The organism is Pantoea sp. UBA7232 (genome assembly GCF_002473195.1).
In the GTDB taxonomy this organism is placed as follows: domain Bacteria; phylum Pseudomonadota; class Gammaproteobacteria; order Enterobacterales; family Enterobacteriaceae; genus Pantoea; species Pantoea eucrina.
The window spans coordinates 76297-98630 of sequence record NZ_DKTK01000008.1 but is presented as its reverse complement, the minus strand read 5'-3'; the positions used below and the strand labels follow the sequence as shown (position 1 = coordinate 98630).

The window sequence follows — 22334 nt, the reverse complement described above, 5'->3', positions numbered from 1 at the left end:
TGTTAATTATAAAGCGGCTTCATATGGTTATACCGGGATAACGCAAGAATACAGATATCAACATAAAGATGAGTTTTACTGACCAAAATTCTTTTCTGTCACCGTTGCTGTGGCGCAATTTGATTGTGGACTTAATGAGGCTAACATCCGCTTCTGCCACAAACCAGACATACAGACGGCGTGAGCGAATCTCAGATCGGGTCTTCAGCACCAGAGATCATAGCTGGCAGTTCGCTCACCAGTTTATCTACCGCCAGCCTGACCTTAAGAGGAAGATAAGGCATTTGCGGCCATACGGCATAGACCGGCTGTCTTTCAGAAGAGCAGTTTTTTAACACCTGTAACAGCTTGCCATTGATAAGCTGTTCCCGCACAAGCCAGTCAGGCAGCCAGGCGATCCCTCCTCCTGCAACGGCACTATCTCTTATACCCTGCATGTCATCCATTATCAGCCGGGCGGATGGCGTCATTTCATACATCCCTTTATCACCATTTTTTATACGCCATTTAAGAATGCGTCCTGCACTGAGGTAGGCAATCGCGGCATGCTGCTGCAGATCCTCCGGTAAGGCAGGTTCTCCCGCTTCACGCAAATATGCCGGTGATGCACATAAAACCATGGCGTGAGAGGTTAGCTGGCGGGCTATCAGGCTACTGCTGTCATCCAGCATGCCAATCCTGACAGCCATATCAAAACCCTCTGATGGCAGGTCAACCTGGCGATCGCTGAAAGAAATTTCCAGTGCCAGCCCGGGATGCTCTTTTGCCAGCGCGGCTAATAGCGGTGCCACACAAAAATGTCCGAACAAAACCGGCACAGAGACTCTTAGTTTACCGCTTGCCTGCAGCTTGCCGCCTTCCAGCATCTCCTCTGCCATTCTGATTTCATCCAGCGCCCGACGGCAGAATGCATAATAGAGCGCGCCTTCATCCGTCAGGGTCTGACGACGGGTTGTGCGGCTGAAAAGCGTAACGCCCAGCCTGCCTTCCAGCCGGCCGATGGTTTTCGCTACGGCCGAACGCGTGAGGTGCAAGTTTTCGGCGGCCTGAGAAAAACTTGCTGACTCAGCAGCAGCCACAAAAACCGGAATGCCGCTCATTTCACTTTTCATATTGTCGCCTGACAGGAATCAATAGAGGGAAATATTATCGCCACTGTCAATGCACAGGCAATGTAAGAATGATGCTCTATCGTTCTAACCCAAAAGGAGTCGCAATGAAACGCTTAATGAAACGCTGGAGCCTGGACAAAACAGGGCGTCAGAACCTGAAGCTCACGCACACAGATATTCCTCAGCCAGGCCCGTATGAAGTGCTGGTGCGTGTAGAGGCCCTCTCTTTGAACTTCCGCGATAACGCCATTATCGAAGGAAAAATGGGTAATGAGATGACGATGCCGCTCACACCAGGGTCTGATATGGCGGGTGTGGTTGAAGCCGTGGGGACGGGGGCTACCCGTTTCAGCGCAGGCGATCGAGTTATTTCATCTTTCAATGCAGAGTGGATCGAGGGTCGCCCAGTCAATAATGCTAAAAACCCTGAATACAACTCGCTCGGCTACGCTCTTCAGGGCGTAATGGCTGAGTATGTGGTCATGAATGAGGAGTGGCTTGTTCGCGCGCCCCGGACGCTTACTGATGCTGAAGCCAGCACATTGGTTTGTGCAGGCCTGACGGCCTGGGTTGCCCTGGTTGAACGTGGCGGCCTGCGCGCCGGTGAAAGCGTGCTGGTTCAGGGGACGGGTGGCGTGTCGCTATTTGCACTGCAGATTGCAAAAGCCATGGGGGCGCAGGTGTTTGTCACCTCATCCAGCGATGAGAAGCTTGCAGCCGCAAAAATGCTGGGCGCAGATCGCGGGATTAACCGGAAGAAAGAGGACTGGGTGGAGGCCGTATACCGCCTGACCAGTGAAAGGGGAATAGATCACGTTATCGATACGGTCGGAGGGCGCAATGTTGCCGATTCAGTTCGCGCAGTGGCTTCGCACGGTCGTATCTCGCTGATTGGCATGATGGACACGCACGATGTTTCTGCATCCGGCGCTCTGCTTCTGCTGAAATCTCCGACGCTGCAGGGCATTGGGGTAGGGCATCGTCGGGCCCTTGAAAATTTTGTCAGGGCCGTTGATGAGATTAACTTAAAGCCGGTTATCGATAAGCGTTATTCATTCGACCAGCTGCCGGAGGCGCTGGAACACCTGGAACAGGGTGCATTCGGGAAAGTTGTGATTAACGTGATTTAAAAACCGGGCTTCAGTTAAAAATGTATTCAGGGCCTGCAATGCATCCTGCAGGCCTGTCGGGAACGAAACTTCTCTCGTCCGCTGCGCTCAGTGAGGACGTTTTCTGAGTGCGCGATAATCAACCTGCCACGCATTAAGCTTGTTATAAAGCGCTGTCCGGGAGATCCCCAGCTGTTGTGCAGACTGACGCAGGTTTCCCCTCTGTTCTTCTAACACCTGAATAATGTGCGCGCGTTCCAGATTCTGCAGCGAGGAAAGCGCTTCCCCGCTCATATAAGCGGCGGTCATCTCCTGCAGCGAGTCGGGTAGATCTGCACAGGTAATCTCTAAGCCTTCACATAAGTTAACCAGGCGTTCGACGACATTTTCCAGCTCACGCACATTGCCTGGCCACTCCCGGGACTGCAGGTCCGTCATCGCGTCAGGCATGACCACAGGAGGCGTGCGTTTCAGACGCGCGCACAGTGCCCGAATGAATGCGTTAACGAGCTCCGGAATGTCTTCGCGGCGCTCACGCAGCGGTGGAATATTTAATGAGATCACATTCAGGCGATAATAAAGATCGCGCCGAAAAGCGCCTTTCTCTGCGGCTTCGAGCAGATTGCAATGTGTTGCCGCAATAATCCGCACGTTGACTTTTACTGGCTGCGCCGCCCCGATACGCTGAACTTCGTTCTCCTGCAGCACGCGCAGCAGACTGGTTTGTGCCTCAAGCGGCATCTCGCCGATCTCATCCAGAAACAGAGTGCCACCGTCCGCCAGTTCAAACTTGCCTGCGGAACCACCACGACGTGAACCTGTGAAGGCGCCATCTGCGTAACCAAACAGTTCACTCTGTACCAGATCGCGCGGCAGGGCGCCGCAGTTGATAGCAATAAATGCCTCCTGCCGCCGATCCATTAAGCCGTACTTTTGAAGCGCGATATGTGCTGGAAGGGGCGCTGGCTGACTCACCGCTGGGCGCCACGGTCACGCTGCGTATTGCCGATGCAAAAGCTTCAGGTAAGGTCATGCAGGTACCCATAACCGCCCTGTTTGATCAGGGTAAAGGCGCGAGCGTTTGGGTAATTGAAGAGCGATCTGCACGTGTAACCCGGCGGGCTGTGCAGGTAGAAGGTATCAGTGACGATAACGCCAGAGTGACCAGTGGGCTCAGTGCTGGCGAAGAAGTGGTTGCGCTTGGCGCTCACCTGCTGCATGACGGTGAAACCGTCCGCGTGGCACGTCAGGGTGATGGCAGCATTGCCGGAGGCCAGCCGCATGAGTAATTCCCGTTTCAATCTCTCTGCGCTTGCCGTCCGTGAACGCTCAATTACGCTGTTTCTGATCATTCTGATTACGGTCACAGGCATCCTCTCTTTTTTTGCGCTGGGGCGGGCAGAAGATCCGCCTTTTACCGTCAAACAGATGACGATTATTACTGCATGGCCGGGTGCGACGGCACAGGAAATGCAGGATCAGGTTGCTGAACCGCTGGAAAAGCGATTGCAGGAGCTTAAGTGGTACGACCGTACTGAAACGTATATCCGTCCGGGAATGGCATTCACCCTGCTATCGCTGCAGGACAGCACGCCACCCTCACAGGTGCAGGAAGCGTTTTATCAGGCCCGTAAAAAGCTGGGTGATGAGGCAAAAAATCTGCCTGCAGGCGTCATCGGACCGATGATCAATGACGAGTTTTCGGACGTCACTTTTTCCCTCTTCGCTTTAAAAGCGAAAGGAGAGCCTCAGCGTTTACTGGTACGCGATGCAGAATCACTGCGCCAGCGGCTTCTTCATGTGCCGGGTGTGAAAAAGATCAATATCATTGGTGAGCAGACCGAACGCATCTTTGTTTCCTTCTCTCATGACCGGCTGGCCACGCTGGGCGTTTCTCCCCAGGAGATATTCGCAGCGCTCAATAACCAGAATGCCCTGACGCCGGCAGGCTCCATTGACACCCAGGGCCCACAGGTATTTATTCGCCTTGACGGGGCGTTCAGCAAACTTGAGCAGATTCGTAAAACGCCGATTGTGATCGGTGGCAGAACGCTGCTGCTGTCGGACATTGCCACCGTTGAACGAGGCTATGAGGATCCCGCTACGTTTCTCATCCGTAATCAGGGTGAACCCGCTCTGCTACTGGGAATTATCATGCGTGAGGGATGGAACGGCCTTGAGCTGGGGAAATCGCTGGATGCTGAAGCGGCCAGTATCAACGCATCCATGCCGCTGGGTATGACGCTGACGAAAGTCACCGACCAGTCGGTTAACATCAGCTCAGCCGTCGATGAATTTATGCTTAAGTTCTTCGTTGCGCTGCTTGTGGTCATGGTGGTCTGCTTTATCAGCATGGGCTGGCGGGTGGGCGTGGTGGTGGCTGCTGCGGTGCCGCTGACGCTGGCGGTGGTTTTCATGGTCATGGAGGCATCAGGTAAAAACTTTGACCGTATCACTCTGGGGTCACTGATCCTGGCTCTGGGGCTTCTGGTGGATGATGCCATCATTGCGATTGAGATGATGGTGGTAAAAATGGAGGAGGGCTACGATCGCATCAAAGCTTCCGCCTATGCATGGAGTCATACTGCCGCCCCGATGCTGGCTGGAACACTGGTGACGGTGGTGGGGTTTATGCCTAACGGCTTTGCACAGTCTACCGCCGGTGAGTATACCAGTAACATGTTCTGGATTGTCGGTATCGCCCTGATAGCGTCGTGGGTAGTAGCCGTAGTGTTCACGCCCTATCTTGGCGTAAAAATTCTGCCAGAAATCAAAACCGTATCAGGTGGCCACACCACAATTTACGATACCCCGCGCTACAATCGTTTTCGCCGGTTAATTGCGCACGTTATTGCACGAAAATGGTTAGTCGCCGCGACGGTCATCATCATCTTCACCGTGGCTATTCTCGGCATGGGGCTGGTAAAGAAACAGTTCTTTCCGACATCAGATCGTCCGGAGGTTTTGATTGAGGTTCAGATGCCTTACGGCACCTCAATTGAGCAGACCAGCAAAACCACGGCGAAAATCGAGGAGTGGCTGAAAAAGCAGAAAGAGGCAAAAATCGTCACCTCTTACATTGGACAGGGCTCACCCCGTTTCTATCTGGCAATGGCGCCTGAGCTTCCCGATCCCTCTTTTGCAAAGATTGTTGTTCTGACAGAGAGTCAGGATGCCCGGGATGTTCTCAAGCACCGGCTGCGTGAGGCTGCAGCCAGCGGACTCGCTCCTGAAGCACGCGTCCGCGTAACACAGCTGGTTTTTGGCCCCTATTCACCTTATCCGGTTGCCTGGCGGGTCATGGGACCTGATCCGGATAAACTGCGTGAAATAGCGGGCGAAGTAGAGGCGGTTATGCTGGCCAGTCCTGATATGAGGACCGTCAATACCGACTGGGGGCAACGCGTGCCGACGCTGCACTTCTCGCTGAATCAGGATCGTCTCCAGGCTGTAGGACTGACGTCTAATGCCGTTGCGCAGCAGCTCCGGTTTCTGCTCTCTGGCGTACCTGTGACATCCGTTCGCGAAGATATCCGTTCTGTAGAGGTGATGGGGCGTGCAGCCGGCGATATCAGGCTCGATCCTGCAAGGATAGCTGGATTTACCCTGGTGGGATCATCAGGCCAGCGCATTCCGCTGTCTCAGACAGGCGACGTTGAGATAAGAATGGAAGATCCCGTACTGCGGCGTCGCGATCGAACCCCGACGATTACCGTACGGGGCGATATTTCAGACAGCATGCAGCCACCCGATGTTTCCACGACAATCCTGAAAAAATTACAGCCTGTTATCGCTAAGCTTCCGGCCGGATACCGCATTGAGCAGGGGGGGCCAATTGAGGAGTCGGGTAAAGCGACTAAGGCGATGGCGCCGCTGTTCCCGATCATGATTGCCATTACGCTTCTGATTATCATTCTGCAGGTGCGGTCAATGTCAGCGATGGTGATGGTGTTTCTGACGGCGCCGCTGGGGCTGATTGGTGTGGTACCGACGCTGCTGCTGTTCAATCAGCCGTTCGGGATAAATGCGCTGGTCGGGCTGATCGCCCTGTCGGGGATTCTGATGCGCAACACATTAATCCTGATAGGGCAGATCCATCACAATGAGCATGAAGGGCTGACGCCTTTTGAGTCCGTTGTCGAAGCCACTATTCAGCGTGCCCGTCCCGTTGTACTAACGGCGATGGCCGCTATCCTGGCCTTTATACCGCTCACGCACTCGGTTTTCTGGGGAACGCTCGCCTACACGCTGATTGGCGGAACCTTTGCCGGAACTATTATTACGCTGGTTTTCCTGCCTGCTATGTATGCCATCTGGTTCAGGATACATCCGGAAAATAAAAAACACGCGGAAGTTAAAGCCGCAGAATAACGGTTATCCGCAGGGGGGCACCCGCGCATTGGCTCAAGTCTGACATTACAGGTGCTAAAAAGACGGTGCCCGGGGGAACGGGCCCGTTGCAGCAAGGTCCCGGCGGTGAACCGGTCGGGACTTCTGCCAGCACAGGAGGCGGTCAGGCCCGCTTCTGATCGGTTTCTTTTCCTCAACGGTTTGGTGTAACTTCGTCGCTGGGATACTCGATAAAACCGCATGAAAATAACGGGATGATAATGATTAAGCTGACGGGTCGTTTGGTGTGTAAAAGTGCAGAAGAAGCGGATCTTGTTCGCCAGTACCTTCCTGAACACAAGCAACTAACCAGGAAAGAAACCGGATGCGTATCATTTGAGGTTACTGAAACAGCAGACCCCCTGGTCTGGACCGTCGAAGAACTTTTTACAAACCAGGCTACTTTTGACGCCCATCAGAAAAGAACCAGGGCTTCGGTCTGGGGAAGAGAAACCAGCGCGATCGCCAGAGAGTATGAAATCTCAGAGAGTGAGTAACTTTACCGAAACCGAATCACGATACGTTTATAAAAGGCCGCTACCCAGCGGCTTTCTTACATCTGCAGATAGAGCCGCATCAAACATAACATCGCTGTTGCGAATCAAAGAGCTCTCAAAGTATAACAACGCATCAGGTTCAGAATTCTTACGCGGTCAACAGGTAAAAACCAATGATTTCTAAGGCTAATGCTGAGCATTATGTATGGGGTGATAAGTGCGATGGCTGGTATCTGGTAAACCGGCAAGACATGCTGATTATTCACGAAAAGATGCCGCCGGAAACATGTGAAAAGCGACACTACCATTCGGTATCCAGACAGTTTTTTTTCGTTCTGGATGGTGTGTTGACCATGGAGCTGGAAGGAAAAGCGCATCGAATTGTCGCTCAGCAGGGCATCGAGATCCCCCCTGGGTCAAAGCATCAGGCCAGAAATGACACGGATTCCGCAATCGAATTTATCGTCATTTCACATCCAACACCGCGCGGAGATCGAACAGACCTTACCTGACTGTGTCTTAAAAAACGTTTCTGGTTGCGCTACTCAAAACGCCCCGGAACCTTTTAAAGGCGTAAAGGGCATTTCCGGCACCTTTGCCATCCGATGAAAAACAGCCTGAAGATTCCGATGGAGTACATGGCTATGCACTGTCAACGGCTCGCCATGAATGAGTGCATTCAGGTTTAGTCATCTCCGCTTTGAGTGAGAAGCGGACATTAGGACAATAAATAAGAAGTTCTGTATGGAAATTATTTTAATGCGTCATGGAAAGCCCGCTTTTACAGGATCTGCGAAAGTAACGAGCCGTGAAATGTGCAACTGGATTGCCAGATATGATCTTTCCGATACAGGAGAAGATAGACCGCCCGATTCCAGCAAATCATTAGCGGTCTGCGCATCGCGAATCATAAGTAGCCCTCTTCCCAGAGCACTTTCTTCCCTGAAAGCATTAGGGCTTGAACCGGACGTTATTGATGAGGTGTTCAGGGAAGCTGGTCTGCCGGTATTTCACCTGCCCGGTTTCAGGTTATCTCCAGCCGTATGGGCTGCTATTTTTCGCGTTATGTGGCTATGTGGCCTGTCCCGTAATGTGGAGCGCATGGGAAAAGCAAAGAGACGTGCTGCTCAGGCTGCGAATAGCCTCGTCGGGTTGGCAAAAGCATCCGACGGGCCTGTGCTTCTTATGGGACATGGGGTGATGAATCGGCTAATTGCAGGGGAACTGAGGTCTTTGGGTTTTAAAGAATATTGTAGTCAGGGTAATGGTTACTGGAACGCGAGCATCTACAGACTTCAGTAATTAAAGATATCGGGTTGGGGGCACGTCCGGAGTCTCCAGACATTGAAAATTAGTAGTTTCGCTTTCGGCACAAAGCGGACAGCCAAAGCCTTAACCTAACCTAAATAGAATTTCATATTATCAATGATCTGTTTTGCCAGGATAGCGTGGTCCATCTCCCAGCGTGCCGGGCTGAATAATTCTGCTGACCATACGCCATCAAAACCGGTGGCTTTTACCGCATTGCTCCATGCCTGAATATCAATATCCCCCTCGCCGGGCATATAAGCGCGCAGCACCGTTTCGTTCCATTCTTCACCAGGGCGGGGCTTACGGCCATCACAAGAGTGCACGCCGTAGATAAGGGCAGGATCGAGCTGTTGAATATCCTCCGGCGTAGTATGCCCGGTCGCAAAGAGGTGCCAGAAGTCGATGACTAAACCGATATTAGGTGCATTTATACGCTGAATCACCTCCAGTGCCTGATTGAGCGTGTTGAATCGCGTATGCGCGATAACCTCAATCTGATAGCGCACCCCATATTGCTGGCCAATAGTGGCAATCTCAGCAATATTTTCGGTAATAATATCGAGAAGTTGCCTCTCTGGCAGATGATCAATGCCGTGCTGCGCCAGAATCTGAATGGTCGGGCAGGCCAAATCCGCCGCAATCTGCGTCAGTCGCCTGGCTTCAGCCAGCATTTGCTGCTTTTCTGCACCCTGTTAGCGTTCAATATTTATCAGGGCATTAAGACACAAGGTCTGTAATCCATGACCCCGCACCAGCGTGTTAAGTTGTGCAGTACTGCCGCCGTGATCGAGATAACGCAGCAATTTATCATGCAAAAACTCCAGACCATCATAGCCCGCTTCCGCAGCTATACGTGCTTCAGTAACCACATTGCAGTAATGGGTTGAAATACCGTGAAGAGTTTTGAGCATAATTTCCTCTGCATCAGAATTTAATATAGCGGGAATCAACAGGAGATAGAAAGCCTGCATACGGTCACGCAATATTACCGGATGCGTCTTAAACTGTATGAGAAAAAGAAAACCGGAAGCATCTCAGAACAGATCAGGGGCAGGGTGATCGTGCCGCACACAAAGTATCCATGTAACTTATCTTTTTATCTGCCCGGTTATCCAGAATTTTTTATAACGGGCAGGCGGAATGCCGACAAGATTATGAAAGATTCGGTGGAAATTGTTTACGTTATCGTAGCCTACAGCACTTGCTACATCTATGACTCCCAGGTCAGTGCTTAATAATAAGTTTTGTGCCTCGCCGATACGGCGGCGGGTCTGATACTGTTTTGGGGAATAACCCGAATAGGCTTTGAAGACATGCGCCAGATAGAACTGATTCATATTCATCGCTGCAGTAATCGAACTCAGGGAGATATCTTCTTTATAATGGTTGTCGATATAGTCCTTCACGCGCTGCCCTAATAATACGCTGGCGCTTTCCTGTTGCGGTTTGCTTTCTATCCAGATATTCCGGCACAATAATAACAGCACGCTGAGTAAGCTATCGCCAATTTCTGTGCTGTACAGACGCTTATTACTGACATGCGACCACATCTGTTCAAACAACTGGCAAATTTCATGATAATAATTGCCGGCTGGCATGACCGCGGTTTGCGAGCGAGGCGTAAGGACGTTCAGTGGCAAACCATCGACCTTCAGTTGCTCAACGCCACAGCTGAATATCAGCAGGTCATCTGAGGCTTCCGGGCATTCATCATGAAGCACGCTGGCATTGAACAGTAATATATCGCCAGATTTAACGACATAGCTACGGCCGTCGATATTATAAATACCCTTGCCTGAGCGGATAAACATCAATTCAAAGCGTTCATCATGTTTGTGCATTACGCGAGGAATCGCTTCCTCTTTGCCTTCAGCTTTGCAGATGAAGCTCAGGCGCGGTCGCAGGCCACTGTCGAAGCCGCGTGCGGAAGGATGCTCGTTAAGACTGAAGGTGATCATAATGTCTCCTGTCGTGATGGCGCTATTCTGACACGACTTTACGCGCTGGTAATCATCAACTTTGCTTTTTCTTCCTGACTAACCCACTGATATATAATGCCAGAATGAAATTCTTTTATCCTTAACTCTCTTTAATTGTTATGACCGCTCTGGTCACGCAAGGAGACATGATTGTCATCACGTTTTTTAAAAAGCAGCCGGATGCACTCATTCAGATAAAGACAGTAACAAGCTAACTCTGTTAAGAGGGGTATTTTCATTAAACGGTCAATAATCATCAAAATTGCTATTTTATTTCTTATAAGTAAGCCACCACAGTGGTGGTAAAAATTGACTTTTCAAACTCTCTTCAATCTTGCTATGTCAACGTTCATGTTTGACGGCGTGATGATTATCACTGCTTTTCACGAATGTAATTAAAAATATTTGATCGCCAGCACGCTGGTAAATAGTATGGAGAGACGTGTCTGGCTTTTGATTTTCACTTTGATATAACGTTGTCGTAACGTTTGAGGGTCACAGCAGCCTCTTCACGCTGAAATTAAAATCATACTTAAACAGCCAGTAAGTTAACTGCTCTTTTTAACGTTTTAAATCAACATAGCTTTATTCTGACTATAAACGGCTTGCAACGGTATTACCTTACAACCAGATGGAAAAACTATGTATAACAAAACTCACCTGCAAAATCCTAAGCGCATACGTTTGATTACGCTTGTATCAACCATTGGCGGCTTATGTTTCGGTTATGACACCGGCGTTATCTCCGGCGCATTAATATTCATGAAATATGATATGAATCTGACACCGGCTCAGGAAGGATTTATCACTTCATTTCTGCTGTTTGGTGCCGCGCTGGGCTCGCTATTTGGTGGATATTTATCAGATAAGCAAGGACGTCGTAAAAATTTGCTTTGGGTGGCAGCTGTTTTTATGTTCGGCGCGTTAGGCACGGCGTTTGCGTGGGATGTGCCATCAATGATTGTTGCGCGTTTTATCCTGGGCTTAGCGGTGGGCTGCGCTTCTGTAACCGTACCCATTTATATTTCCGAACTGGCATGAGCCGATCAGCGCGAGCGGTTAGTCACCGTCAATGAGGTAATGATTGTTACCGGCCAGTTCCTCGCGTATTCCGTTAATGCAACGCTTGTGAATGTCTATCCCGAGTTGCAGCACAACTGGCGCATTATGCTGGCTATTCCGGCACTGCCTGGCGCGCTATTGTGGATCGGTATGCTTATGATGCCGGAATCACCGCGTTTCTTTATTCGTCGCGGTGAAACTGAAAAGGCCATAAGCGTATTGAAAACGCTTCGCCTGCCGGAAGAAGTTGACCGCGAAGTGAAAGATATCCAGCAAATCGTCAAAGCCGATCAGATGAAATTAAACCTGTTTGACGAACTGAAAAAACGCTGGGTGATTCAACTGGTGTTAACGGGCTTAATGATCGTACTCGCAACGCGCGTTACCGGGGTCAATACCATCATGTACTACGCGCCAACGGTATTGAAAGCCACGGGCCTGGGCGATGCGGCAGCTGTCACTGGCGCAGTAGCCAATGGCATTATCTCTGTACTGGCTACCCTCCTTGGCATGGCGTTAATTGGCAAACACTCACGCCGGAAAATGTTTTTTACCGGACAGGCCGGCGTCACGCTGAGCCTGCTACTGATTGGTTTAGCGTTTAAGTTCCTGTTTCACACTGAAGTTGTGGATGGTGCAGAAATTCTGCATGCGAATTTTGCCAGCGCACCCTATGTGATCCTTGGCTTGATGCTGGTTTTTCTGGTGTTCATGCAGGGCTGGATAGCACCGGTGTTCTGGCTGATGCTGGCAGAAATCTATCCTCTCAGAATGCGCGGTATCGGTATGGGCTTTGCGGTATTCGGTTTGTGGATATTCGATTTCATAATCCAGTCTATTTTCCCTTTCCTGCTGAACCATTACGGAGGCGGCCTGACCTTTGGCTTCTTCGGGGCAACTAACATCATTATGTTGATTCTGCTGGTGAAATATCTGCCGGAAACACGCGGTCTGACATTAGAACAAATCGAAAAGAAATTTCGTTTCTAACGCTTTAGTAACTGAGGGTAAATAAATGACTGTCAAAATTGGCCTGATTGGTCTGGGCATGATTGGCCAGGATCACCTGAAACGTTTTCAAAATACAATTACTGGCGCGCAGGTTACTGCTGTTTGCGATATAAACCATACGGCAGCCGATGCGGCGGCCAGAGAATTTAACGCTACGGCGTTTTATGATGCTGAAGAGATGATTAATTCGGAGCTGGTCGATGCAGTGTTTATTTGCTCAATAGGCCCGGTTCATAAAACGCAAATCCTTGCGGCATTTAATGCCGGCAAACCGGTATTTTGTGAAAAGCCATTAACACCAACTGCTGATGAATCAGCAGAAATTATTGATGCTGAAGTCAGAACCGGTAAGCGTCTGCTTCAGCTTGGCTTTATGCGCCGTTTCGATCCAGGTTATCAGGCGCTGAAAAAGACAATTGATGACGGGAAACCCGGCGATATCCTGCTGATCCATTGCGCGCACAGAAATCCCTCTGTGCCGAAAAGCTATACGCTGGAAATGGCGGTGAATGATTCCGCCACGCACGAAATCGATATCATCCGCTATTTGCTTAATGAGAATATTATTTCGGTGCGCGTGGACAAACCCCGTAAGAAAACCCGGCGTGCGCAGCCGCATTTACAGGATCCTTTAATCATAATTTTCGAGACCGAATCTGGTGTGCGCATCGATGATGAGCTGTTTGTAAATTGCCATTACGGCTATGACATTCGCTGCGAAGTGATTGGCGAAAACGCGATTGTCGCGCTGACTGAACAGCAGCTGATTAGTACGCGTTCGCTGAACGGCAACGCACAGCATATTGCACAATCCTGTATGGAACGTTTCGCCACGGCATACGATCGGGAAGTGCAGCATTTTGTCGATAACGTGCGTAACGGGCGCGAGATGAGCGGCCCCTCCTCATGGGATGGTTACGTAGTGGCGCTGGTTTGTGATGCCGGTTTAGCCTCGCTGAAAGATGGCGAAAAACACGATGTCATTATTCCACCGCAGCCCGCCCTTTATCGTTGATTAATGCACTCTTGCGCCACCAGTGAGGAATAAGTGATGTTGAATTTAACGGAAGACGCGCTGCATTTGCAGTGCCGGGCAACGCATAAAAATGAGGCAATACACATTGCCGCCAGCGCCCTGGAAAAAGCGGGTTATGTCAAACCCGGCTTTGAACAGGCAATGCTCTCGCGGGAAAAGAGTGTTTCAACCTACATTGGAGCAGGTATTGCGCTTCCCCATTGCGCAAAGGAAAACCTCGATCTGGTCATTCAATCTGGCTTTCAGGTGTTTCAGTTTCCCGATGGCGTCAGCTGGGGTAAAGGAAAAATTGTTTTTATTGTTGTCGCTGTAGCTGCAACAAAAAATGAACATATTCAGATTCTGGCGGATATTGCAGATTTACTGGGTGATGAAGTCAAAACCACCTTATTAGCGAATGCCAGAACTAAATCCGGGTTTATCGATCAATTCGAAAGAGCGTAACGCACGCAAAATATTGGGGATAATAGAATGGAACTTGCATTGTGTGCTGATGTTCTGGCGGATTTACCTTTTCCGGCAATGCTGGACAAAGTTAAAAGTTATGGGATCAGTGGGGTTGAAATGACCGCAGGCGGCTGGTCACCCTGTCCACATGTTCAAACCGAAGCGTTATTAAATTCGCCCGAAAAGCTTGAGCAATTCAAACAGGAACTGGCTGAGCGGGAGATGCGTATTGTGGCGCTGAACTGTTCTGGCAACCCGTTAGCGCCTGGTGAACTGGGCGAAACCCATACCAAAAGCAGTTACCGGGCGGTTGAGTTAGCAGGCAAACTGGGTGTTAAAAAGATTGTGATGATGAGCGGTTTGCCCGGAGGCGGGCCAGAAGATCGCGTGCCAAACTGGATAACATCAACGGTTTCATGGCCGGATTACATGCCGGGTGTAATCGATTATCAATGGAACGATGTCGCGATCCCATGGTGGAAAAAGTTTGTGCAGCACGCAAAGCACCATGGCGTAGAGCAAATTGCTATCGAAGAGTTTCCCAGCCAGCTGGTTTATAACCCATCCACCTTACTGCGTCTGCGTCACGCCGTAGATGACATGATTGGCATCAACCTGGATCCCTCTCATCTGATAGCTATGGGCGCTGACCCCATAGCAGCAGCGCGTAAGCTGGAAGGCGCGGTTTTTCATGTTCATGGTAAAGATGCGCGAATCGAGCGGGGTCTCGCCGACATTGATGGACTGATGGAGTACCAGCCCGTTACCGATACTAAAACCCGTACCTGGAACTATGTCGCCGTAGGTTGCGGGCAGGATCTGAAATGGTGGAAAGAGTTTTTTTCAGTATTGCGTATGACTGGTTATAACGGTGATGTGTCACTTGAAATGGAAGATCTGACGATGAGTGTTGAAGCTGGTCTGCAGACGTCTATTGATGCCTTACTCGCCACCCTGAGTCGCTAGAAGCGCAGTGCCTGTCAGTAAAGGCAGGCACGTCACCGGACGCCGCAAAGTGATTCTGTTCAGAAGGAATAGCCTCCTGTAAGGTTTCGCTCAGCGCAGGCAGACTCATGGAAGTTCAAAAATTAACCAGGGTGGTAACCTCACAGGGGCGCGTCAGGCGCGTCAGCGCGCATTCGACAAAACCGGTGGTGTTTAACTCTTCATTAGAATGTTCAGCCGCACAGGAAGCGCTCGCTCAATCTGTTTACGATGATAAGGAGAAAGCTTGCGCCATTCTTTTGCCTCTTTTAGCGTGCGACCACATCCTTTACACCAGCCTTTCGACTGTTCAAAGATGCAAACGTCGGTGCAGGGAGATTTAATGGCCATACCGGTTCCTCAAAAGTTTCTTGCCTGTCTTCAGTACACTTTCATAAGTAAGCAGTGGAAAGAGAGCCAGGTCGTTTATAAATAGAGTGGTTAAACATATTGTATGTTTATGGCACCGTTTCCCGGTTGGTTAACCAGTGCGTGAACTTTCCATGTGGAATGAATAAGCGCTGGCGTCAGAACGCTCTCCGGAGAGCCTGTTGCAATAACTTTGCCCTGCTGCAGAACGACCAGATGCTGACAATACCTGGCGGCCAGATTCAGATCGTGCAGCGCAATAACCACCGTTACAGGCAACGCAGTAATAAGCCGCATTAATTCGAGCTGAAACTGAATATCCAGATGATTTACCGGCTCATCAAGCAGGAGGATATCGGGCTTTTGCGCCAGCGCGCGTGCAATCTGACAGCGCTGTCGTTCACCGCCTGATAAGCGCTGCCACGGCCGGCTGACCAGACTGTTTAACTGCATCTGTGTAAGCGCTTCCTGCACCGCATGATTATCCGCATCCCGCCATCGACTGAATGCGCTGCGATGTGGCGTACGCCCCAGACGCACAATATCAATGACGCTCAGTTCGTTATCAGCTTCTGCATGCTGTGGCACAAAGGCCAGCTTCCGTGCAAGGTGGCGGCGTGGAAACTGGCAGAGCGACGTACCGGCGATTTGAATACGATTGCCGGAAGCGGGAAACAAACCCGCCAGCGACCTGATCAGCGTTGATTTACCGGAGCCGTTCGGCCCAAGCAGCCCAACAGTCTGCGCAGGTCCGGCGCTAAAACAGATGTCTGACAGGATAGTGTTGTTTTGCAATTCAACATCAAGATGAGTGACCACAATACTCATATCGACTTCCCCCGGTTGCTATAGAGAATAACGGCAAAAACAGGTGCACCGACCAGAGCAGTCACCACGCCGACAGGTAAGACCTGATGCGTTATCAACGTTCTGGATAGGAGATCGGCGAGGATCATAAAATGACTGCCAGCAATAAACGTTACGGGAATGCTAACCAGATGCCGGTGGCCCACCAGCATCCGCGTTATATGAGGAATGACCAGGCCGATAAATCCGACAGCGCCAATCGAACTGACGATAACGGCCGTGACCAGAGCGGTAACCAGCAGTAGCATTATGCGGACAAAAAGCACACGCGTGCCCAGTGTGGCCGATATCTCAACGCCAAAAGTAAACGTATCCAGCGATCGTGCATGGCCAATAACCAGCATTAAACCGGCAAGTGAAACAAGAGAACAGAGTATGGCATCAGGCCAGCGCACGCCGCTGAGGCTACCCAGTAGCCAGAACATCACACCGCGCGACTGCTCGGCATTCGCGGCGGTACTGACAATATAAGAGGTCAGTGCATTAAACAGCTGAGTGCCCGCCACGCCAGCGAGGATGATTCTTCCGGTGTGATTCTGTATGCCGCCAGATAAAAGCAAAATCAGCCCAAACGCCAGGCATGCACCGGTAAACGCGCCGGCGCCGACAGTGACAATCCCGCCGCCAACGCCTAACAGCATAATACAGACGGCACCGGTTGAAGCACCGGCTGAAATCCCCAGCAGATAAGGTTCAGCAAGCGGATTACGCAAAACGGACTGTAGCACTAGCCCGCACAGCGCCAGTCCGCCACCGCTGCTGGCCGCCATTAACGCTCTGCTCATTCGATACTGCCAGACGATGCCCGCCTCAACCGGCGGGAGGTCATAATGTGACAGGCCCAGCCCGTTGGCGATCGCCTGAGCGGTAACGGTAAAAGAAACGGGCATGTCGCCTGTTGAGGCGGCTAACACCATCGTCACAGGCAGGCTGAGCAAGCCTGCCAGAATGACTATCGCTGTCTGCGCTGGCGAAGAGATCTTATTTGCCATGTTCGTTTCTGTATGCGGACAGTTGTTTGCCAATTAGCTCTACTGCATCCACGTTGCGCAGTGAGGGATTGAGCGACATTGCCGGTACGACGATGATGTGGCCTTGCCTGACCGCATTGATTTCGCGCGTGACAGGGTCATTCTGGAGAAAGGCCTTTTTTACCGAGGCGTCATCAGCGGGATAAAGCCGTCTGTCCATGCTGGCGATAACGATCACGTCGGGCTGAGAGTGAGCAATATGCTCCCACGTCACCGCAGGCCACTCCTCTGAAGAGTGAATGATATTCTGCAGGCCAAGGGTCTTGCTTATCCAGCCCGGCGCGCCGTCATTACCCGCCACCCACGGATCGCCTTTCAGCCGGCTGCTGGAAAACCAGAAAACGACGTTAAGCGGAGGTCCTGTCTGCGCGTCTGCCTGCTGCTGCGCGTGAGCGATCCGATCCGCCAGATTCTTTTTGAGCGCCTCTCCGCGATCGGCGACATCGAAAATTTGTGACAGTTGAGTGATCTCATTCATGACGGAGTTCAGCGTATAAGGCGTAGTACGCGCGCCGTCGCCGTTCGACATCTCTGTGACGGTTTTGCCCGTGCAGTCAGCAGGGGATATCCATGTTCTGATGCCCAGTTGCTCAAATTGTTCACGCGTGGCCACTTCACCCTGTGGACCGACATGCCAGCTGTACTGCGCCAGTACCAGCTCTGGCTTTTGCGCCACAACCGTTTCAAACCCGGGCGAATTATCAGCAAGGCGCTTCAGGCCTGCGGCCCTGCTTTCAAGCTCGGGCGGAAGCTTGCCGAACCAGACCGAGGTGCCGGCAATCGTTTTTTCCAGCCCCAGCGCCAGCAGAAGTTCAGTTTCGTGCTGTCCAATCGTAACGACGCGAGCGGGCGGCTGCCTGAATGTTTCAGAAACGCCGCAGTTCTCAACGGTCAGTGGCCAGGTGCTGGCGAATGCGGTTGTGCACGAGAAAGCCATGAACGCCGGAGCGAGCATTTTAAACGGAAATTTCATTATCATCTGCCAAGGTAACGTTATAACATAACATTATCAGATTTTTATCTGGCTTTTGTCAATCACCGGCGAGCTTTGTAGCCTGCTGCAGTATCTGTTTTCCCGGCAGGTAGCGCGTGTAAAAAACGCTCTGAAATACCTGGCGTTAACTCAATACACATTTGAGTCAATGACAAGCGCGAAGGTTATGTTATAACATAACAATAAACAAATCTGTCGTCCGGCTTGTTTGTCAGCTCGCTGGCGACCACGAACTCAGCAGTTCATTTCAGGAGAGCATGTCATGTCTGATTGCACGCCACACGCTGGCCAGTTTAAAAAGTTACCTGTTACCGTTCTGTCCGGATTTCTGGGCGCAGGGAAAACGACGTTACTGAATCACATTCTGAATAATCGCGAAGGCCGTCGCGTGGCCGTTATCGTCAATGACATGTCAGAGGTCAATATTGACGCAGCGCTGCTCAGAGAGGGCGGCGCAGAACTGTCGCGCACAGATGAAAAGCTGGTAGAGATGAGTAACGGCTGTATCTGCTGCACGCTGCGCGAAGATCTGCTGCTGGAAGTTAACCGGCTGGCGCAGGAAGGGCGCTTCGATAATCTGGTGATTGAATCCACCGGTATTTCTGAACCGCTGCCGGTGGCGGAAACCTTCACATTCGCCGATGACAGCGGCCAGAGCCTCTCCGAAGTTGCCTTGCTTGACACCATGGTAACGGTTGTTGATGGCTACAATTTCCTTCGCGACTATGAGTCTGATGAAAGCATCCAGGCTCGCGGCGAGTCGCTGGGTGAGGAAGATGAGCGCACGGTCGTGGATCTGCTTGTCGACCAGATCGAATTTTGCGATGTGTTGATCCTGAACAAGATAGATTTGATCAGCGAAGCAGATAAAACGCGTCTGATGGCGATTCTGCACTCTCTTAACCCCCGAGCCAAAATCGTTAACGCCGAATTTGGCAGGGTCGCACTGGATAACGTACTAAATACCGGATTATTTGATTTTGACGCGGCGGCTCAGGCGCCGGGCTGGCTCAGGGAGCTACGGGGCGAACACACGCCTGAAACAGAAGAGTATGGCATTCATAACTTCGTCTTTCGCGCCCGTCGTCCGTTTCATCCGGACCGTTTCCTGAACGTGATTGAAAACGATATGAAAGGCATTGTGCGATCGAAAGGCTTTTTCTGGCTTGCCAGCCGGCCCGGATATGCCGGCTCCTGGTCTCAGGCGGGAGGCGTGAGTCGTCAGGGGCTGGCAGGCATGTGGTGGGCCAACGTGCCGCAACAGCACTGGCCGGAAGATAGAGAGTCACGTGATTACATCATACAAAACTGGGCTGAGGATACCGGTGATGCGCGACAGGAGCTGGTCTTCATTGGCATCGGTATGGATGAACCTCAGCTTCGGCTGAAACTGAACAGCGCGCTGTTAACCGACGAAGAGATGCAGGCCGGGTCTGACAGCTGGGCAACGCTTCACGATCCTTTCCAGCCCTGGTTCAACTGATTACAGAAAGCTGGCTCAGGGCCAGCTCTTCTGATTTGCTGCTGCCCTAAGGGGATATGGTTTTTGGTCTGTAATTTGATCGCGATTGAGTGCTACTGGTTTGATCCAGTGCGAAGGATGGTCAGGAAAATTTGCGCCTGTCAGATAAGTTTTGACTATTTTGAATAACAACGTGTTTGCCTCAGGCGCTGCGTCAGAAACTCAGCATCTTAACGAATCGGGTCAGAAAGTAATTAAATGTAATGTGTGATCAGGTAGACGGAAACTCCATTTGTAATCGATTACTTTATGCATATTCAAAAATGTAATCGATTACTTTAGGGCGTGAGGAGAGTATGACTACTACAGCAACAGGCAGGGAGGAGGCAATGGCACAACAGCGTTTACTGATCCCTCGCCTCTCATTGATGATGTTCATGCAGTTTTTTATCTGGGGAAGCTGGTCCGTTACGCTCGGGCTGGTGATGGCGCAGCATAATATGTCGTTGTTGATTGGTGATGCTTTTTCAGCAGGGCCGATAGCCTCGATCCTGTCTCCTTTTGTGCTGGGCATGCTCGTAGACCGGTTCTTTCCTTCGCAAAAAGTCATGGCGGTAATGAATCTTGCCGGCGCAATGATCCTGTGGTTTATCCCGTCTGCGTTGGTGGCCGGGAACGGTGCGCTGCTCATCGCCCTGTTATTTGGTTATACGCTGTGCTTTATGCCCACCCTGGCGCTTGCCAATAACATTGCCTTTCACAGCCTGGCCCGCAGCGACAAAAGTTTTCCGGTGGTGCGCGTGTTCGGGACGATTGGCTGGATTGTGGCCGGCATCTTTATTGGGTTTGCCGGCATTTCTGCCAGCACGTCGATCTTCACCGTTGCGTCGGTCTGCTCTGTGGCACTCGCGATCTATAGCCTGACGCTACCCCATACCCCGGCACCCGCCAAAGGGTTACCGCTAAAGGTCCGCGATCTGTTCTGCGCGGATGCGTTTGCACTGCTTAAAATCCGGCACTTTTTTGTGTTCGCGCTGTGCGCCACCCTGATCTCTATTCCACTGGGCACATACTATGCCTATACCGCCTCATGGCTGGCAGACGCCGGCGTGTCAAATGTCAGCACCGCGATGTCCTTCGGTCAGATGTCTGAAATTTTCTTCATGCTGGTGATCCCATTACTGTTCCGCCGCCTCGGCGTGAAATACATGCTGCTGGTCGGGATGCTGGCATGGTTCGTGCGCTATGCGCTGTTTGCGATGGGTATGAACGATGAGGGCCGCGCGCTGATCTACCTGGGCATTCTGCTGCACGGTGTCTGCTACGACTTCTTTTTCGTGGTGGGGTTCATCTACACCGACAGGATCGCTGGCGAAAAGGTCAAGGGGCAGGCGCAGAGCATGGTAGTGATGTTCACCTACGGCATTGGCATGCTGCTGGGCTCACAGATTTCTGGCGCACTTTACAACAACCTGGTTGCCGGCCAGGGCACGGCAGAAAACTGGGCAACGTTCTGGTGGGTCCCGGCTATTGCAGCAGCGGCGATCGCCATTCTTTTCCTCTTCTCCTTTAAATACCGGGATGAAGCGGTTTGATTAACCGGAGGTGTACGTGAAAACGTTAAAAGGACCTGGCATTTTTCTTTCGCAGTTTATCGGACAACAGGCTCCGTTTAATTCGCTGGAGGGGCTGGCGAAATGGGCTGCAGACCTGGGATATCGGGCATTGCAGATCCCCTGTAATCATCCGGCCATTTTTGACCTTGAGCGCGCTGCAGCCAGCCAGTCCTATTGCGATGAGGTCACGACATTACTGGCAGGATACGGTCTGGAAATCAGCGAGCTTTCAACGCATCTGGAAGGACAGCTGATTGCGGTTCATCCTGCGCATGATGCGGCATTTGATGGCTTTGCGCCGGAACACGTACGCGGAGATAACGCAAAGCGCACGGCCTGGGCTATTGAGACGGTAAAAAAGGCTGCGGCGGCTTCGGCAAAGCTGGGGCTGCGCGCGCATGCAACCTTTTCCGGTTCGCTGGCGTGGCCCTATGTCTATCCCTGGCCGCCGCACAATCCGGCTCTGCTGGAAGAGGCGTTCGCCGAACTGGCGCGCCGCTGGCTGCCGGTTCTGGAAGAGTTTGATCGTCACGGCGTTGATCTCTGTTACGAGCTTCATCCGGGTGAAGACCTGCACGATGGCGTGACGTTTGACCGTTTTCTGGCGGCGGTGAATTATCATCCACGCTGCAACATCCTGTTCGATCCCAGCCATCTGTTGCTGCAGCATATCGACTATCTGCAGTTCATTGATATTTACCATCAGCGCATCAAAGCGTTTCACGTGAAAGATGCCGAGTATCTGCCTAACGGTCGCAGCGGCGTGTACGGCGGCTATCAGCGCTGGATCGATCGTGCCGGGCGTTTCCGCTCACCGGGCGACGGTCAGGTTGATTTCAAAGGGATCTTTAGCAAGCTGGCGCAGTACGACTACGACGGCTGGGCGGTGCTGGAGTGGGAGTGCTGCCTGAAAGAGAGCGACACCGGCGCACTTGAGGGAGCCGAATTTATTCAGCGCCACATCATTCCGGTTGCCGATCGCGCATTTGACGACTTCGCCGCACGACAACAGGATACCGCCGGAGTGCGCGCCCAGCTGGGTCTGAAATAAGAGGGGA

Annotated in this window: 19 protein-coding genes and 3 pseudogenes; 13 read left to right on the top strand and 9 right to left on the bottom strand. The window is 51.6% G+C overall.

Annotated features, from left to right (window positions below; translation table 11 throughout):
• Positions 1 to 191: 191 nt before the first annotated feature.
• The gene (locus B4056_RS08365; protein WP_094110820.1) at positions 192 to 1112 is read right to left on the bottom strand and encodes a LysR substrate-binding domain-containing protein; all 921 of its coding nucleotides are present in this window, start codon (positions 1110 to 1112) and stop codon (positions 192 to 194) included.
• A 104-nt stretch (positions 1113 to 1216) separates the two neighbouring features.
• Here B4056_RS08365 and B4056_RS08360 point away from each other — a divergent pair, with 104 nt between their 5' ends.
• Positions 1217 to 2242, top strand: a complete 1026-nt coding sequence (locus B4056_RS08360; protein WP_288654544.1) for a zinc-dependent alcohol dehydrogenase family protein — start codon at positions 1217 to 1219, stop codon at positions 2240 to 2242.
• A gap of 87 nt (positions 2243 to 2329) precedes the next feature.
• Here B4056_RS08360 and B4056_RS08355 read toward each other — a convergent pair.
• Positions 2330 to 3136, bottom strand: a pseudogene (locus B4056_RS08355) (sigma-54 interaction domain-containing protein); the annotation flags it as partial.
• Here B4056_RS08355 and B4056_RS08350 point away from each other — a divergent pair.
• From B4056_RS08350 to B4056_RS08330, 5 genes and pseudogenes are all read left to right on the top strand, one after another.
• A pseudogene (locus B4056_RS08350) lies at positions 3130 to 3510 on the top strand (efflux RND transporter periplasmic adaptor subunit); the annotation flags it as partial. The pseudogenes B4056_RS08355 and B4056_RS08350 overlap by 7 nt on opposite strands.
• A complete protein-coding gene (locus B4056_RS08345) occupies positions 3503 to 6592 on the top strand; it encodes an efflux RND transporter permease subunit (protein WP_288654389.1) in 3090 nt (1029 codons plus the stop codon). The pseudogene B4056_RS08350 and the gene B4056_RS08345, both read left to right, overlap by 8 nt.
• Before the next feature lie 239 nt (positions 6593 to 6831).
• Positions 6832 to 7107 (top strand): putative quinol monooxygenase, encoded by a 276-nt coding sequence (locus B4056_RS08340; protein ID WP_071668157.1) that lies wholly within the window; start codon positions 6832 to 6834, stop codon positions 7105 to 7107.
• Positions 7108 to 7280: 173 nt separating this feature from the next.
• Positions 7281 to 7619 carry a cupin domain-containing protein gene (locus B4056_RS08335; protein ID WP_071668158.1) on the top strand — a complete coding sequence of 113 codons (339 nt, stop codon included), beginning with the start codon at positions 7281 to 7283 and terminating at the stop codon, positions 7617 to 7619.
• A gap of 232 nt (positions 7620 to 7851) precedes the next feature.
• Positions 7852 to 8409, top strand: coding sequence for a histidine phosphatase family protein (locus B4056_RS08330; RefSeq protein ID WP_223811788.1), 558 nt, complete (start codon positions 7852 to 7854; stop codon positions 8407 to 8409).
• 95 nt (positions 8410 to 8504) lie between these two features.
• Here B4056_RS08330 and B4056_RS08325 read toward each other — a convergent pair whose 3' ends face one another.
• The 3 genes from B4056_RS08325 to B4056_RS08315 all read right to left on the bottom strand — a co-directional run bounded on the left by B4056_RS08325 (position 8505) and on the right by B4056_RS08315 (position 10376).
• Entirely contained in the window at positions 8505 to 9089 is a 585-nt protein-coding gene (locus B4056_RS08325) for a sugar phosphate isomerase/epimerase family protein (protein ID WP_233496279.1), read from the bottom strand.
• Positions 9090 to 9110: 21 nt separating this feature from the next.
• Positions 9111 to 9389, bottom strand: coding sequence for a hypothetical protein (locus tag B4056_RS08320; RefSeq protein WP_223811790.1), 279 nt, complete (start codon positions 9387 to 9389; stop codon positions 9111 to 9113).
• A 117-nt stretch (positions 9390 to 9506) separates the two neighbouring features.
• Positions 9507 to 10376 carry an AraC family transcriptional regulator gene (locus tag B4056_RS08315; protein WP_071668161.1) on the bottom strand — a complete coding sequence of 290 codons (870 nt, stop codon included), beginning with the start codon at positions 10374 to 10376 and terminating at the stop codon, positions 9507 to 9509.
• 663 nt (positions 10377 to 11039) lie between these two features.
• Between B4056_RS08315 and B4056_RS08310 the strand changes: the two are divergent.
• From B4056_RS08310 to B4056_RS08295, 4 genes and pseudogenes are all read left to right on the top strand, one after another.
• Positions 11040 to 12449 (top strand): annotated as a pseudogene (locus B4056_RS08310) (sugar porter family MFS transporter).
• 25 nt (positions 12450 to 12474) lie between these two features.
• Positions 12475 to 13485 (top strand): Gfo/Idh/MocA family protein, encoded by a 1011-nt coding sequence (locus tag B4056_RS08305; protein WP_288654387.1) that lies wholly within the window; start codon positions 12475 to 12477, stop codon positions 13483 to 13485.
• A 36-nt stretch (positions 13486 to 13521) separates the two neighbouring features.
• Positions 13522 to 13950, top strand: coding sequence for a PTS sugar transporter subunit IIA (locus B4056_RS08300; RefSeq protein ID WP_094110824.1), 429 nt, complete (start codon positions 13522 to 13524; stop codon positions 13948 to 13950).
• Between the two features lie 27 nt (positions 13951 to 13977).
• Positions 13978 to 14919 (top strand): sugar phosphate isomerase/epimerase family protein, encoded by a 942-nt coding sequence (locus B4056_RS08295; RefSeq protein WP_094110825.1) that lies wholly within the window; start codon positions 13978 to 13980, stop codon positions 14917 to 14919.
• Positions 14920 to 15111: 192 nt separating this feature from the next.
• Here B4056_RS08295 and B4056_RS08290 read toward each other — a convergent pair whose 3' ends face one another.
• From B4056_RS08290 to B4056_RS08275, 4 genes are all read right to left on the bottom strand, one after another.
• Entirely contained in the window at positions 15112 to 15288 is a 177-nt protein-coding gene (locus tag B4056_RS08290) for a DUF1289 domain-containing protein (RefSeq protein WP_094110826.1), read from the bottom strand.
• A gap of 90 nt (positions 15289 to 15378) precedes the next feature.
• Positions 15379 to 16134: an ABC transporter ATP-binding protein gene (locus tag B4056_RS08285; RefSeq protein WP_094110827.1), complete on the bottom strand. Its 756-nt coding sequence runs from the start codon at positions 16132 to 16134 to the stop codon at positions 15379 to 15381.
• Complete coding sequence (locus tag B4056_RS08280; RefSeq protein ID WP_083429487.1) at positions 16131 to 17165, bottom strand: FecCD family ABC transporter permease; 1035 nt, start codon at positions 17163 to 17165, stop codon at positions 16131 to 16133. The genes B4056_RS08285 and B4056_RS08280 overlap by 4 nt, the downstream gene beginning before the upstream one ends.
• Entirely contained in the window at positions 17155 to 18141 is a 987-nt protein-coding gene (locus B4056_RS08275; RefSeq protein WP_254794533.1) for an ABC transporter substrate-binding protein, read from the bottom strand. Before B4056_RS08275 ends, B4056_RS08280 begins: the two co-directional genes overlap by 11 nt.
• Positions 18142 to 18460: 319 nt before the next feature.
• On the opposite strand from B4056_RS08275, the gene zigA reads away from it, so the two are divergent.
• The 3 genes from zigA to B4056_RS08260 all read left to right on the top strand — a co-directional run bounded on the left by zigA (position 18461) and on the right by B4056_RS08260 (position 22327).
• On the top strand, positions 18461 to 19681 hold the full coding sequence (zigA, locus tag B4056_RS08270; RefSeq protein WP_071668169.1) for a zinc metallochaperone GTPase ZigA: 1221 nt from the start codon (positions 18461 to 18463) through the stop codon (positions 19679 to 19681).
• Between the two features lie 335 nt (positions 19682 to 20016).
• Entirely contained in the window at positions 20017 to 21255 is a 1239-nt protein-coding gene (locus B4056_RS08265; protein ID WP_108569775.1) for an MFS transporter, read from the top strand.
• 16 nt (positions 21256 to 21271) lie between these two features.
• Complete coding sequence (locus tag B4056_RS08260) at positions 21272 to 22327, top strand: sugar phosphate isomerase/epimerase family protein (RefSeq protein WP_071668171.1); 1056 nt, start codon at positions 21272 to 21274, stop codon at positions 22325 to 22327.
• The last annotated feature ends 7 nt before the right edge of the window (positions 22328 to 22334 follow it).

Bases quoted from the DNA above. Each gene is read 5' to 3' on its own strand.
- B4056_RS08365 (WP_094110820.1), bottom strand. From the start codon at position 1,112: ATGAAAAGTGAAATGAGCGGCATTCCGGTTTTTGTGGCTGCTGCTGAG.
- B4056_RS08360 (WP_288654544.1), top strand. From the start codon at position 1,217: ATGAAACGCTTAATGAAACGCTGGAGCCTGGACAAAACAGGGCGTCAG.
- B4056_RS08345 (WP_288654389.1), top strand. From the start codon at position 3,503: ATGAGTAATTCCCGTTTCAATCTCTCTGCGCTTGCCGTCCGTGAACGC.
- B4056_RS08340 (WP_071668157.1), top strand. From the start codon at position 6,832: ATGATTAAGCTGACGGGTCGTTTGGTGTGTAAAAGTGCAGAAGAAGCG.
- B4056_RS08335 (WP_071668158.1), top strand. From the start codon at position 7,281: ATGATTTCTAAGGCTAATGCTGAGCATTATGTATGGGGTGATAAGTGC.
- B4056_RS08330 (WP_223811788.1), top strand. From the start codon at position 7,852: ATGGAAATTATTTTAATGCGTCATGGAAAGCCCGCTTTTACAGGATCT.
- B4056_RS08325 (WP_233496279.1), bottom strand. From the start codon at position 9,089: ATGCTGGCTGAAGCCAGGCGACTGACGCAGATTGCGGCGGATTTGGCC.
- B4056_RS08320 (WP_223811790.1), bottom strand. From the start codon at position 9,389: ATGCAGGCTTTCTATCTCCTGTTGATTCCCGCTATATTAAATTCTGAT.
- B4056_RS08315 (WP_071668161.1), bottom strand. From the start codon at position 10,376: ATGATCACCTTCAGTCTTAACGAGCATCCTTCCGCACGCGGCTTCGAC.
- B4056_RS08305 (WP_288654387.1), top strand. From the start codon at position 12,475: ATGACTGTCAAAATTGGCCTGATTGGTCTGGGCATGATTGGCCAGGAT.
- B4056_RS08300 (WP_094110824.1), top strand. From the start codon at position 13,522: ATGTTGAATTTAACGGAAGACGCGCTGCATTTGCAGTGCCGGGCAACG.
- B4056_RS08295 (WP_094110825.1), top strand. From the start codon at position 13,978: ATGGAACTTGCATTGTGTGCTGATGTTCTGGCGGATTTACCTTTTCCG.
- B4056_RS08290 (WP_094110826.1), bottom strand. From the start codon at position 15,288: ATGGCCATTAAATCTCCCTGCACCGACGTTTGCATCTTTGAACAGTCG.
- B4056_RS08285 (WP_094110827.1), bottom strand. From the start codon at position 16,134: ATGAGTATTGTGGTCACTCATCTTGATGTTGAATTGCAAAACAACACT.
- B4056_RS08280 (WP_083429487.1), bottom strand. From the start codon at position 17,165: ATGGCAAATAAGATCTCTTCGCCAGCGCAGACAGCGATAGTCATTCTG.
- B4056_RS08275 (WP_254794533.1), bottom strand. From the start codon at position 18,141: ATGGCTTTCTCGTGCACAACCGCATTCGCCAGCACCTGGCCACTGACC.
- zigA (WP_071668169.1), top strand. From the start codon at position 18,461: ATGTCTGATTGCACGCCACACGCTGGCCAGTTTAAAAAGTTACCTGTT.
- B4056_RS08265 (WP_108569775.1), top strand. From the start codon at position 20,017: ATGACTACTACAGCAACAGGCAGGGAGGAGGCAATGGCACAACAGCGT.